This is a genomic window from Streptococcus sp. HMSC057G03 (assembly GCF_001808745.1).
Taxonomy (GTDB): Bacteria; Bacillota; Bacilli; order Lactobacillales; family Streptococcaceae; genus Streptococcus; species Streptococcus parasanguinis_Z.
In genome coordinates this window covers 38,973-50,834 of sequence record NZ_KV794434.1, presented here as the reverse complement: position 1 = coordinate 50,834, position 11,862 = coordinate 38,973, and the positions used below count along the sequence as shown (strand labels likewise).

At 42.8% G+C, this 11,862-nt stretch carries 14 protein-coding genes and 1 other annotated feature; of the genes, 2 read left to right on the top strand and 12 right to left on the bottom strand.

Annotated elements, in window-relative coordinates; all coding sequences use genetic code 11:
- Nucleotides 1–140: 140 nt before the first annotated feature.
- Entirely contained in the window at nt 141–866 is a 726-nt protein-coding gene (locus tag HMPREF2686_RS08665; RefSeq protein ID WP_049507005.1) for a 16S rRNA pseudouridine(516) synthase, read from the top strand.
- A gap of 43 nt (nt 867–909) precedes the next feature.
- On the opposite strand, the gene HMPREF2686_RS08660 is transcribed toward HMPREF2686_RS08665, so the two are convergent.
- The gene (locus HMPREF2686_RS08660) at nt 910–1,293 is read right to left on the bottom strand and encodes a rhodanese-like domain-containing protein (protein WP_049507007.1); all 384 of its coding nucleotides are present in this window, start codon (nt 1,291–1,293) and stop codon (nt 910–912) included.
- A complete protein-coding gene (locus tag HMPREF2686_RS08655; protein ID WP_003017930.1) occupies nt 1,293–1,511 on the bottom strand; it encodes a YqgQ family protein in 219 nt (72 codons plus the stop codon). The genes HMPREF2686_RS08660 and HMPREF2686_RS08655 overlap by 1 nt, the downstream gene beginning before the upstream one ends.
- An 87-nt stretch (nt 1,512–1,598) precedes the next feature.
- On the opposite strand from HMPREF2686_RS08655, the gene HMPREF2686_RS08650 reads away from it, so the two are divergent.
- Nucleotides 1,599–2,258, top strand: coding sequence for a prepilin peptidase (locus HMPREF2686_RS08650; protein WP_070450311.1), 660 nt, complete (start codon nt 1,599–1,601; stop codon nt 2,256–2,258).
- 7 nt (nt 2,259–2,265) lie between these two features.
- Here the strand turns inward: HMPREF2686_RS08650 and trpB are convergent, their stop codons facing one another.
- From trpB to ccdA2, 10 genes are all read right to left on the bottom strand, one after another.
- Nucleotides 2,266–3,453 (bottom strand): tryptophan synthase subunit beta, encoded by a 1,188-nt coding sequence (trpB, locus tag HMPREF2686_RS08645; RefSeq protein WP_061604234.1) that lies wholly within the window; start codon nt 3,451–3,453, stop codon nt 2,266–2,268.
- 121 nt (nt 3,454–3,574) lie between these two features.
- Nucleotides 3,575–3,815 (bottom strand) — a binding site (T-box leader).
- 62 nt (nt 3,816–3,877) lie between these two features.
- Nucleotides 3,878–4,405: a VanZ family protein gene (locus HMPREF2686_RS08640; protein ID WP_070450308.1), complete on the bottom strand. Its 528-nt coding sequence runs from the start codon at nt 4,403–4,405 to the stop codon at nt 3,878–3,880.
- A complete protein-coding gene (rlmN, locus tag HMPREF2686_RS08635; RefSeq protein WP_049483934.1) occupies nt 4,392–5,480 on the bottom strand; it encodes a dual-specificity RNA methyltransferase RlmN in 1,089 nt (362 codons plus the stop codon). Before rlmN ends, HMPREF2686_RS08640 begins: the two co-directional genes overlap by 14 nt.
- A gap of 6 nt (nt 5,481–5,486) precedes the next feature.
- Nucleotides 5,487–6,062 (bottom strand): YutD family protein, encoded by a 576-nt coding sequence (locus HMPREF2686_RS08630; protein ID WP_049474406.1) that lies wholly within the window; start codon nt 6,060–6,062, stop codon nt 5,487–5,489.
- Between the two features lie 147 nt (nt 6,063–6,209).
- Nucleotides 6,210–7,922 carry a cache domain-containing sensor histidine kinase gene (locus HMPREF2686_RS08625; RefSeq protein WP_049507015.1) on the bottom strand — a complete coding sequence of 571 codons (1,713 nt, stop codon included), beginning with the start codon at nt 7,920–7,922 and terminating at the stop codon, nt 6,210–6,212.
- A complete protein-coding gene (locus tag HMPREF2686_RS08620) occupies nt 7,919–8,653 on the bottom strand; it encodes a response regulator transcription factor (protein ID WP_070450305.1) in 735 nt (244 codons plus the stop codon). The genes HMPREF2686_RS08625 and HMPREF2686_RS08620 overlap by 4 nt, the downstream gene beginning before the upstream one ends.
- Before the next feature lie 58 nt (nt 8,654–8,711).
- Nucleotides 8,712–9,833, bottom strand: coding sequence for a peptide-methionine (R)-S-oxide reductase MsrB (gene msrB, locus HMPREF2686_RS08615; protein ID WP_049507017.1), 1,122 nt, complete (start codon nt 9,831–9,833; stop codon nt 8,712–8,714).
- A gap of 12 nt (nt 9,834–9,845) precedes the next feature.
- Entirely contained in the window at nt 9,846–10,406 is a 561-nt protein-coding gene (locus tag HMPREF2686_RS08610; RefSeq protein WP_049507019.1) for a redoxin family protein, read from the bottom strand.
- Nucleotides 10,407–10,743: 337 nt separating this feature from the next.
- A complete protein-coding gene (locus HMPREF2686_RS08605; RefSeq protein WP_049507021.1) occupies nt 10,744–11,064 on the bottom strand; it encodes a hypothetical protein in 321 nt (106 codons plus the stop codon).
- A 26-nt stretch (nt 11,065–11,090) separates the two neighbouring features.
- Complete coding sequence (ccdA2, locus tag HMPREF2686_RS08600) at nt 11,091–11,801, bottom strand: thiol-disulfide oxidoreductase-associated membrane protein CcdA2 (RefSeq protein WP_049507024.1); 711 nt, start codon at nt 11,799–11,801, stop codon at nt 11,091–11,093.
- Between the last annotated feature and the right edge of the window lie 61 nt (nt 11,802–11,862).

Genomic DNA, 11,862 nt, shown 5'->3' with positions numbered 1-11,862 from the left:
AACAATTATACCACAGTCCTATCTAAAAAACACAGTTCAGCTAGTTGTAAATGTTTTCATCTTCGTTTCTTTTCTCCGACTCGATTTCCTTTTCTTTTCATGATACACTGATGATAAGAATTTCAGAAAAAGAGGCTCCCATGAGATTAGATCAATTGATGGCAGACCATCAGTATGCTCGCAAAGACATCAAACAACTTCTGGCCCGAAGGCAAATCTTGGTCGATCACCTACCAGCTCAAAAGCTATCCCAAAACATCGACCCTGGACTCCAACAGATTCAAATAGGGGAACGAATCATTCAAGAACCGCGTCACCACTACTACATGCTCCATAAGCCAATCGGGGCCGTGACCGCTAAAAGAGACGCCCACCATCCAACGGTGATCGATCTAGTGGACCCTCAGCAAGAGTACCCCGACCTCTATCCTCTTGGTCGCCTCGATCGCGATACCAGTGGTTTGCTCCTCCTCACAGATAATGGTCCCTTAGGCTTTCAACTGCTCCATCCTCAATACCATGTGGAGAAGGTCTATGAGGTAGAAGTCAATGGTCCGCTTTATGCAGCCCACATCGAGCAATTTCAGAATGGGATTTCATTCACAGACGGCCCTATCTGTAAGCCTGCCTCCTTGACCATTCTAGAAAGTACCCCCAGCTACAGCAAGGCCCAGGTCCGAATCTCAGAAGGAAAATACCACCAAGTGAAAAAGATGTTTTTAGCCATTGGGGTCAAAGTAATATCCTTAAAACGCTTGTCTTTTGGTCCCTTCACCTTGGATCCTCAGTTAGCCCCTGGAGAAAGCCGACCTTTGAATGAGGTGGAGCTCACACGGGTCAAAGACTACCTTGAAAAAACGAGATAAAAGAGCTCTAACCACACACTTTGTGCAGTTAGAGCTCTTTTTATTAAGCGTCTTTTTTCACTTTCCCATTCCAAGAATCAAGACCATAAGACAAGACATAAATGTCTGTATAACCTTTTTTCTTAAGATAGAGAGCCGCATTGGTTACACGCGAACTACGGCTATTTTCATAGAGCAAAATTGGTTTATCTTTACGCAAGGCTGCAAGACTCAACTTCAACTGAGTAGAAGGAATGTTGCGTGCTCCTAAAATATGCTTGGCATGAAACTCAGCTGGCTCTCGCAAGTCAATCAACTGACCTTTACGAATCAGCTCTTCAAAAGTGGCATTATCCACAAATTTAGCAGCTTTACGGATGCGGAAATAATTAAACGCCATCCATCCAAATGCTCCTAAAATAGCCAACCAAACAATGATATTTCCCATCACTCTACCTCACTCTTTTTCAAAAATTCTAATTCTTGCTTGTGTTCTCTTCTTAAAACGGTATCGGCTTCTAAATAATCGAGCCGCTCCATTAGGCCTGCATCATAAAGACGTTGAAGCTCAATTTTCATCAATTCGATGTCATAGAGGCGCTTCCCCACGTAAATGATGATTCCAAAACGTTTTAAAAATTGTTGAACATCATACAGGTTTTTCATGTTCATTATTGTATCAAATTTAGAAAGGCTTTACAAGATTTTCAAGCAAATGATGACATTTTTCGATTTCTTTACGAATAAATAAGTATGATCAACTTTTATTTTTTTACCATCGGTACTTGCATCGCCTCTTTTTTGGGGCTAGTTGTCGATCGTTTCCCAAACCAATCCATTCTCGCTCCTCGTAGTCATTGTGATCAATGTCAGCACGTCCTTGGAGTTTGGGATCTCATCCCCATTATCTCGCAACTACTCCATCGTTTTCGCTGCCGCTATTGTCATCAGACCTATCCATTTTGGTACTGCCTTTTTGAGATCTGGAGTGGCCTACTCTTTTTAGCCTGCGCCAATGGTTTCCTTTCTCTGCCTCAGCTTCTAACACTACTGGGGGCTGCCGTTTTAGCCATTTATGACCTTCGCTTTATGGAATACCCCTTGGTCATCTGGTGCTGTCTCCATGCCCTGGTCCTCTTTTTATCCGGTAGTAATCTCCTCATGCTGGTCTTTTTACTCCTTGCGATAGGAGCTCACTTTTTCTTTATCGGAATGGGAGCAGGAGATTTTCTCTTACTCGCCACCTTCTCGCTAAGCTTTTCCTCCACCAAGATTCTCTTTCTCATCCAGATCGCATCCTTTCTAGGCATTCTCGTCTTTGCTCTCAAAAAAGAAAGAGACCGGATTCCCTTTGTTCCCTGTCTCTTTCTCAGTTATCACGCTTTACTGCTTTATACGATATTTTGCAGATAAGTTCTTCTTACTTTGCAACCTTCGCTTCTAGATAATCGGCGATGGCAGCCACATCCTTATCCCCACGTCCGGAAACATTGATGATGATGATCTTGTCTTTATCTAATTGTGGAGCACGTTTGACCGCTTCTGCAATCGCGTGTGAGCTTTCAATGGCTGGGAGGATTCCTTCTGTCTTACTGAGGAGAAGAAGAGCTTCTACTGCTTCATCATCTGTTGCAGCCACATATTCGACACGACCAGAATCTTTAAAGAAAGCATGCTCTGGACCAACCCCTGGGTAGTCCAAACCAGCAGAGATCGAGTACACTGGCGCTACTTTTCCATCTTCGCCAAAGACTGCATAGGTCTTCATCCCATCAACCACACCGATAGTCCCTTTGGTCATGGTCGCTGCGTGTTGATCGGTGTCCAAGCCATGTCCAGCTGCTTCTACCCCAATCAAGCCGACTTCCTCTTCTGCGACATATTCAGAAAAGGCACCGATGGCATTGGAGCCACCACCGACACAGGCAATCACATAGTCCGGCAAACGACCTTCTTTTTCCAAGATTTGACGTTTAGATTCTTCACTGATCACTTTTTGGAATTCATGCACAATAGTTGGGTATGGGTGAGGGCCAACAGCAGAACCCAAAACGTAAAAGGCATCTAGATCCGCCATCCATGCTCCAAAGGCAGCATCAACGGCGTCTTTCAAGGTCTTAGTCCCGGTTTCAACCGCATGAACGGTTGCCCCCATCATTTCCATGCGGAAGACATTCAAGCGTTGGCGTTCCACATCTTCTGCCCCCATGTAGACATCACAGGCCATACCGAACTTAGCTGCCGCAGCTGCTGTAGCTACACCGTGTTGACCGGCTCCTGTTTCAGCAATCACGCGCGTTTTGCCCATGCGTTTAGCCAAGAGGATTTGCCCCAAAACGTTATTCAATTTATGCGAACCTAGGTGATTCAAGTCTTCGCGCTTCAAATAAATTTTTGCCCCACCTAAATGCTCTGTCAAACTTTCCGCAAAGTAGAGCGGTGTTTCCCGACCAGAATAATCTTTCAAATAATGTTTGTATTCTGCGATAAATTCTGGATCATTTTTATACTGTTCAAAGGTTTCCTCTAATTGATTGAGCAAGTTTTGAATCGGTTCAGGTACGAAAGATCCACCAAATTGTCCGAAATAGCCTTTTGTTTCTGTCATGATTGTGTCCTCTTTTCTATATCTTCAATCCTGTTTATGATCTTTTTCTCTCGCGGGTCCTTTGAGCTGCAGTCTCACTGGGTTCCTTTGAGATACAAAAAACCTCACACAGAAAAATCTGTGTGAGGACGATTCGATACCGCGGTGCCACCTCAATTGTAGGAGGCTATTTTTTCTCCTACATCTCTGACCTGTCTAACAACAGGGTGCACGATAAGGTGTGCTCACCGAATTTTTATTGTTTCAAATTCATCATCATAAACGCATCAGCCCATTTCAAGATTCACCACTGCTTGTTCGCAATCACCACAAGCTCCCTGGAAGTGAGAAAAATCTCTACTTTTCTGATGTCTTGAAGTTATTATAGCTCCCGCTTCTGACTTTGTCAACAAAAATTTTAAAAAGCGGCTGAAATGTTCGGATTTTACATTTTCCCATTTTTTGCTAGCAATCGTGCTCTGCAATACTCAAAGCCTAAATAAGCTAGATAAGCCCCTAAGGTATTGGTCCACAAATCATCTAGCTCAAAGACACGATTGGCATCAAACAAGAGATCTAACAGAACTTGGCTACATTCAATCCACAAGCTCATCCCAAAGCCGAAGCACAAGACCCGTTTGCGGCTCCTCAACCAGGGCCATAGCCAGAGGAGTTGAAAGACTAGCGGGCTTAACAAAAAGATATTGGCTACGTTTTGGAGAATGACCTTAATGAGTTGGATGACACTGGTGATCTGACCAAGATTCATCACCGAATTAAGAGGAACCAGCAGGACGACGATGCGACCGAAATGTTGAATACCCGGTGTTTCCATACCCGGCTCTGGCTGTTGGGGCAAAAAACACATCAGACACAAAAGGATAAAATAGAAGAAGCTGCCACTCCGTAACAGCCTTCTTCCTCTTTTTGTTAGTTCTGTATGATCGATCAGCCCTTGTTTAAGGTTGCGCATGTTCAACAATCGCTTTCTCCCGATCCCGTTTCATGGTATTTGAACGCAATTGGCCACAGGCTGCATCAATATCTGTACCGTGCTCTTGACGCACTACACAGTTAACACCTTGTTTTTTCAAGGTATCATAGAAGGCTATGACCCGTTCTTTTGGACTCCGGCTATATTGGTCATGCTCACTGACAGGATTATAAGGAATCAAGTTGACATAAGACAATTTCTTGATATTCTTGAGCAATTCTGCCAACTCTAAGGCTTGCTCGACTCCATCATTGACTTCATTCAACATGATGTACTCAAAGGTCACCCGACGGTTCGTAGTCTCAATATAGTATTCAATCGCCGCAAACAATTTTTCAATTGGAAAGGCCCGGTTGATCTTCATGATGCTAGAGCGCAAGTCATTGTTTGGAGCATGAAGGGACACTGCCAAATTGACCTGCACACCTTCATTTGCAAAGTCACGAATTTTATGAGCCAAACCAGAAGTTGACACTGTAATATGGCGAGCACCAATCGCTAATCCCTTGTCATCGTTGACCGTCCGGATAAATTTCAAGACATTGTTATAGTTGTCAAATGGTTCTCCGATCCCCATGACAACGATATGGCTGACCCGTTCATCTTGGCCACGTTCGTCAAAGTATTTTTGGACCAACATGATTTGAGACACGATTTCACCATTGTTCAAATCGCGTTGTTTTTTGATCAAACCAGAAGCACAGAAGGTACAACCGATATTACATCCTACTTGAGTCGTTACACAGACAGATAATCCATAGTGCTGACGCATCAAGACGGTTTCAATCAACATGCCGTCTGGCAATTCAAAGAGGTACTTGACCGTCCCGTCTGCTGACTCTTGCACGATCCGTTGCTTAAGTGGGTTGACGACAAATTGATCATTTAACTTCGCAATCAAGTCCTTAGAAAGATTGGTCATTTCTTCGAAGGACTGGACGCGTTTGCGATAGAGCCATTCCCAGATTTGTGCTGCACGGAATTTCTTTTCCCCGTTTTCTTCCGCCCAATCAATCATATCTTGGCGTGTTAAACTATAAATGGATGGTTTCATTCTTTCTTACTCCTCTTTTTGTCGAATCACAAAATGACGTTTGTTGTCTGTCTTCGTTGTTTTTTTGGTCTCAGCAGACGGTCTTGTTTTTTTCGAGTTATTGGCTGACTGTCCCTTGTCGCGTTCTCGTTTTTGGAAACGATCTTTTTGTTTGCGATTGCGCGAACGCTTCTTCGGCTCTCTTTCTTCTGATTGAGCTTTTTTGACCGGTGATTTCTTATCAAAAGAAGCACGATGGGGCTCCTTATTTTCAAGGACAAAATAAGCACAACCATAGCTACAATATTCTAACAAATAATCGTCTAAGCGACTTAATTTATCCATCGTTGCAACATCGCGCTCTTCCTTATAAAAGCCACGCAAGCGCAACTGCTCATTGCTCCAATCACCAACAATGTAATCAAACTTGGTTAAAATCTCAGAAAATCGCTGACCAAAAACAGTCGCATCAAAAGCTTCCTTCTCATTTTTTAACAACTCAAAGGAGAGGTTTTCTGAAAGGATCTGGTCTCCTACCTGACGAAACACAGGTCCAGGAAATTTATTGTAATTATATAATTCAGGGTCAATCTCTTTTCGCATAGTGTTCCTTCATCAAAATCTATTTACTGTAACACTTTATTCTATCATAAATTTGATGACTTGCGTCAGATTTGACCAGAAAAGAGTTGAAATTCAACATTGAAAGTTTCCAAAAGGAAAAAGAGACAAAGAAGGCAATCTTTGTCTCTATACATGTTCATCAGATGATGAAAGGGGTAAAAATAGAGTGATTTTGGTATAGCTATTGGCCTTAGAATCAATCTCCATATGATAGGCTTCGCCAAATTGAAGATGCAATCGTTGGTCCACATTTTTCAAGCCAACACCTCCTAAACGAAGAAGGGTTTGGGCTGTTGATTCTGATCGATCAAAGCCTCGTCCATTGTCAAAAATCGATACGCAGGCATAGTCTCCACTGACTTCAGTCGTCACTCGAATGAGACCTGGCCGATCGATCTCTTTAATGCCATGGTAAATCGCATTTTCCACTAAGGGTTGAAGCACTAATTTGGGGAGCTGATAGTCGCCCAACCGTTCATCTTCTATAATTTCATAATTGAGCTTTTCACCATAACGTTGTTTTTGAATGAAAAGATACTGGCGGACATGGTCAATTTCATCTCTCAGTAGGATTTGTTCCTGGCCTTGGTTGAGAGCCAGTCGAAAATATTGAGCCAGAGACTTGGTAATGTCGACCACGCGCCGACTATCATTAAACTCCGCCATCCAGACAATCGTATCCAAGGTATTATAGAGGAAATGCGGATTAATCTGAGCCGAAAGTGCCCGCAACTCGTAACGCCGTGCGTTCTGCTCCTCTTCCTTAACCTGTTGCATGAGGTTATCGATTTGGTCCAACATGGCATTAAAAGTTTGAGCGAGGTCCACCAATTCTGGAGATCCTTTGGCTGCAGCTCTCACGTGAGCATCTCCTGCTCCAATCCTCAAAATGATAGCCTGAAGGTCTCGTAAGGGTTTGATCCACAAACGCAGAACAAAGCCGATCCCTATTAAACACATAATCAAAGCTAGTAATCCTAGACCAATGAAAGAGTATAGGAGCTGCGACTGAAGCATCTGAAGTCCTTCAAGTGAAGCCACTCCAATCAAGGTCCAATCACTATCTGGAATCGGAACCTGATAGATAAAATTTTGCCCACCTTTAGCATAGCCATCTTTCACAGCAATATAGGGCTGCATGGCCTGCATTTCTTGGCTGGAGGAATAGACCGCCTTTTTAGGATGGTAGACAAACTCATGCTTTTGATTAATGATAAAACTAAAGCCTTGTTTCCCTAGTTGAAGGTGATCCAAGTAAGCCTGAAGGCTATCGTAGCCAATATCCAAGCGTACTACTCCGAGATTTTGACCAGTCTGATCGACCACTTCTTGGGTAATAGAAACCACCCATTTTTCTTTTTCCGAGGTCAAGGATTCCTTTCGAGCTGGCGTCAAGACCGGCATGGCTCTTTCCTTAATCGCCTCTTGATACCAACTTTCATTCATCATATCTGAAGAAGTCTGCATGCTGATTTTGGAATCTGTCGCTACCAGACGTCCGTCCTTAGTCACCAGGACTGCTGAGACCAGGTCCGGATCCGTTTCAATCATCGTTCGCATCAGGTGTTGAACCGTTTCTTGATTCGCACTCTTGTCTTGTGCAAATTGGCGAACAGCCTGTTCCTTGCTAAGCACCGTCGTCGTCTGCTTTAATTTTTTTAGATAGGAGGTAATAAACTGACTGCTTTGATCGATACTATTTCTTGTCGTCCGCTCCGTTAGCTGGCGGATCGTCCCTGAACTCGTTTGATAGTAAAGGCTACCGATGAGACCAAAAAGTAGTAGAATGAAGAGAAAAAAGTAGAGGACCAGCTGGATCAGCAAGGGATATCGTTTCATTCATGCTCTCCTTTTTTGTACTGCCTTGGTGTCACCCCAACAACCTGCTTAAAGCGTTGAGAAAAATAGTTCATATCTTCAAAACCAACCTGATCGGCGATCTCATAAATCTTTAGATCTGTCGTGAGAAGCAAGAGTTGAGCCTTCTTCATTCGCTCCTGGATGAGGTAGTCTTGGAAGGGGAGTCCCAATTTTTTCTTGATCAATACACTTAGATAAGAGGGACTGAAACCAAGTTGATAGGCCAAATCTTTCAGGTTTAACTGGGAATCTGCTAAACGAGCATGAATGGCTTCTTCCAAGTCTGTCGAATAACTATGACTGACCAAATCTTCGACTTGCGCCTTTTTTCGCTCTTGATCGAGTTTTCCCTTCACCTTTGCTAACATCTCTTCAATATCATCTTTTGAAAAAGGCTTCAGCAAATAATCATCTGCACCTAACTTGATGGCTTTTCTCGCAAACTCAAAGTCATCATAACCTGTCAAAAAAATGATATGACAAGACGGAGACTGCTCTTTGACGAGATGGGCCAGATCCAAGCCATTCATTTGTGGCATATTGATATCGGTTAGAAGGATATCAGCTGGTTGATCTTGAAACTTCTCCCAGGCCTCACGGCCATTTTCTGCCTGGTTGATGACGGCCATTCCAAACTGTTCATAGTCGACTAAAGAAGTCAATCCCTGCCGGATAAGCTCTTCATCTTCCACAATCATGATCGCATACATGTCTTTCACCTACTTGTCTTTGCTATACTTATTATAGCAAATTATGGACTGAATTGTCTCAGACATAGTCCAATAAATAACCGTAGCCCTTTTCTTTCATTTCTGCTTTGGGAATGAAGGTAATAGACAAACTATTGATGCAATAGCGAAGGCCACCTTTTTCCTTGGGACCATCGGTAAAAACATGGCCTAGATGGGAATTTCCCACACGGCTCCGAACTTCTGTCCGAGTCATATTGAAACTCTTATCCTCCTTATAGATGGCCACATCAGGACTAATAGGCCGACTGAAACTTGGCCAACCACAACCAGAATCAAATTTATCCTTAGAGGAAAAGAGCGGCTCACCGGTCACGACATCTACATAAATACCGGCATCAAACTGATCCCAGTAACGATTGGAGAAGGCCCGTTCGGTATCATTTTTTTGTGTCACCGCATACTCTTCAGGAGATAACTTCTTTTTGATCTCCTCATCGCTTGGCTTGGAGTAGCGACTGGCATCAATAACAGGATAAGAAGCCTGATTGACATCGATATGGCAGTACCCATTCGGATGTTTCTTTAGATAATCCTGGTGGTAGTCCTCAGCCTTGATGAAATTAGTCAGCGGCTCTTTTTCCACTGCTAACGGTTTGTCGTATTTTTTTGCTTCTTCTTCAAAGACTTGGTTAATGGTTGGAAGGTCTTCTTGGGAGACATAATAGACACCTGTTCGGTATTGAGTCCCTTGATCATTTCCTTGTCGATTCTTCGACGTTGGGTCGATAATCCGGAAATAATGCAGGAGCAATTCTTTCAGAGATACCTTCTTGACATTGTATGTGATATGAACCGTTTCGGCATGACCTGTTTGAGGGACCAATTCATACTTGGTCGTTTCTCCCTTTCCATTGGCGTAGCCTGATACGGCATCAATCACACCTGGAACACGGGAGAAATATTCCTCTACACCCCAGAAGCAACCACCAGCTAGATAGATTTCTCGTTGGTCTTCTGGGTTGACTTTTTCTTCCTTCTTTTTGTTTGCTACTGGTGTCTGACTCATGGACGCTTTTTTGATCTGCTCAGTCGTCGCATCTGATGTATCCAAGGCCATGGATCCTTTGATAAGGAAAAAGATTCCAAAACAAAATAGCCCCACTAAAAGAATGGAAATGAGTTTCCATTTTGTTTCCATTTTATGTCCTCCTTACTTCATTTCTTTTAGAGTCTGGACGATGTCTTCCTTGCTCATATAACCGATATGGGTCTTAGCGAGAGTTCCATCGCTCGCAATAAAGAGAGCAGATGGATAAGAGCGAATCCCATACTCTTTGAGCAAGTCGCCCTTACTGTCCATCAAGACTGGGAAATCCTTGTAATCCAAAGACTGGTACCAGTTTTTGAAATCTGCTTCCGATTTTTCACCATTAAAGGTTGGAGCTACAACGGATAAGACCACATAATCCTTACCCTCCTCTGCCTTTGCTAAATCATTTGTGTCGCCTAATGTTGAAAGACAGATTGAGCACCAGGAAGCCCAAAATTTGAGGTAAACTTTCTTCCCTTTGTAATCGGATAATCGGTAGGTCTTGCCATCCACTCCTTGCAGGCTAACATCCTTCACTTTCTTGCCAGATGGTTGCCTATCCCCAGCCTTAGCTGTTTGTTGACTCATGTCTTTGGTGGAAGTGGCCATTCCTTGGTTAGAGCAAGCCCCCAAAAATCCAGTACACAAGAATCCTGCAGCTACTAAAGCTAATTTTTTCATCTTTATCACCTCTTCAAAATCGGAAGAAAATCATTCTCAGATGACTTAGAATGCAGACAAACTGTTTTTTAACATAAAACAAACCTAAGTAGTGCTATAAACATAAAATGAAAAAGCATATTAGGTACATTGAAATACACACTGAAACTTTCCGCCGTGAGAAAAGTGTTAGAAACATTAGTGTTTCTAACACCCGGGAGTTTTGGAACTTCAGGTCCAAAACTAAGTCATGGAACTTCTTCGAAGTTCGCTGACGTCCGTACTCACTTAAGGAAAGTTTCTAAGATGACGTTGTCTTCAATCTGAGTCATCCTCAGATGACCTCTCCCTTCTTTCATTAGTTGTCTGATTTCATATCAGATGATCCACTCTTTTCATCTTTCATTTCTGAATCGCTGGATTTCATCTCATCTTTTTTCATATCATCCTTCATTTCAGAACTGCTGTCAGACATCATAGATGAATCTTTCATGTCTTCTTTTTTCATTTTATCATCGGACATGGACGAATCCTTCATGTCATCCTTCTTCATATCGTCCTTCTTCATCATACTACTATCGTCCGTTTTTTTCATATCTGAATCCGATTTTTGTCCAGAACAAGCTGCTAAAGTGACAAGGCTAAGCGTAGCAATGGTAAGTGTAAGAATTTTTTTCATGATTTTTCTCCTTTAATCATTCAAGATTAGTGAAACAGGGATGCGAGGCTATTAAGATTTCCTAGCATCAGCAAGATGCCCATCAAGATGATGAGGGCACCACCAATTTTTTTCAAGGTTCCCATATGGGGCTTGAGTTTAGCAAAATGTTGTAGAACCCAGCTAGAAGCCAGAGCCAAGACTAAGAAGGGGAGCGCCAAACCTAATGTATAGACCAGCATCAGGAGAGCACCTTGTAAAGCACCATCTCCTCCGGAAGCAGCAATGGCTAGAACCGAACTCAAAACTGGTCCGACACAAGGGGTCCAACCAAAACTGAAGGTGACCCCTATCAGAAAAGCATTGAAGAATTCATTGCGCTCCCGATTCTTTTTGAGTTGGATGGTCTTTTGCTTTTGGAGTTGTCTCAGATTGATCACTTCCATTTGGTGAATCCCTAATAAGATCACAATCCCTCCTAGCAGATAGCGAAACCATGGAGCATAAAGCACCTGGCCAAGGGCCCCTGCACCGTATCCTAGAATCAGGAAAACAGTTGATAGGCCTGCAATAAAACAAAGAGTCTTCACCAAGCCGTACCAAGAAATATCTCTTCCAAAAATCCGAACAGTTTTCACACGTTCAGAATCCAATAGAATCCCTACATAGACTGGCATCAGTGGCAAAATACATGGGGAGAAAAAGGATAGAACTCCCGCTAAGAATACTGAAATGGAAAACAAATTGGTTTGAATCATTTCACTACCTCCCTTTCTTTCTGATACCAGTATAAAGAAAAAATCCCTCTAAAAATAGAGA

Excerpts from the sequence above, each read along its gene's own strand:
- HMPREF2686_RS08605 (WP_049507021.1), bottom strand. The coding sequence starts at position 11,064 with ATGAAAAAAATTCTTACACTTACCATTGCTACGCTTAGCCTTGTCACT.
- msrB (WP_049507017.1), bottom strand. The coding sequence starts at position 9,833 with ATGGAAACAAAATGGAAACTCATTTCCATTCTTTTAGTGGGGCTATTT.
- HMPREF2686_RS08620 (WP_070450305.1), bottom strand. The coding sequence starts at position 8,653 with ATGTATGCGATCATGATTGTGGAAGATGAAGAGCTTATCCGGCAGGGA.
- rlmN (WP_049483934.1), bottom strand. The coding sequence starts at position 5,480 with ATGAAACCATCCATTTATAGTTTAACACGCCAAGATATGATTGATTGG.
- HMPREF2686_RS08665 (WP_049507005.1), top strand. The coding sequence starts at position 141 with ATGAGATTAGATCAATTGATGGCAGACCATCAGTATGCTCGCAAAGAC.
- HMPREF2686_RS08630 (WP_049474406.1), bottom strand. The coding sequence starts at position 6,062 with ATGCGAAAAGAGATTGACCCTGAATTATATAATTACAATAAATTTCCT.
- HMPREF2686_RS08640 (WP_070450308.1), bottom strand. The coding sequence starts at position 4,405 with ATGCGCAACCTTAAACAAGGGCTGATCGATCATACAGAACTAACAAAA.
- trpB (WP_061604234.1), bottom strand. The coding sequence starts at position 3,453 with ATGACAGAAACAAAAGGCTATTTCGGACAATTTGGTGGATCTTTCGTA.
- HMPREF2686_RS08655 (WP_003017930.1), bottom strand. The coding sequence starts at position 1,511 with ATGAAAAACCTGTATGATGTTCAACAATTTTTAAAACGTTTTGGAATC.
- HMPREF2686_RS08625 (WP_049507015.1), bottom strand. The coding sequence starts at position 7,922 with ATGAAACGATATCCCTTGCTGATCCAGCTGGTCCTCTACTTTTTTCTC.
- HMPREF2686_RS08650 (WP_070450311.1), top strand. The coding sequence starts at position 1,599 with ATGATCAACTTTTATTTTTTTACCATCGGTACTTGCATCGCCTCTTTT.
- HMPREF2686_RS08610 (WP_049507019.1), bottom strand. The coding sequence starts at position 10,406 with ATGAAAAAATTAGCTTTAGTAGCTGCAGGATTCTTGTGTACTGGATTT.
- ccdA2 (WP_049507024.1), bottom strand. The coding sequence starts at position 11,801 with ATGATTCAAACCAATTTGTTTTCCATTTCAGTATTCTTAGCGGGAGTT.
- HMPREF2686_RS08660 (WP_049507007.1), bottom strand. The coding sequence starts at position 1,293 with ATGGGAAATATCATTGTTTGGTTGGCTATTTTAGGAGCATTTGGATGG.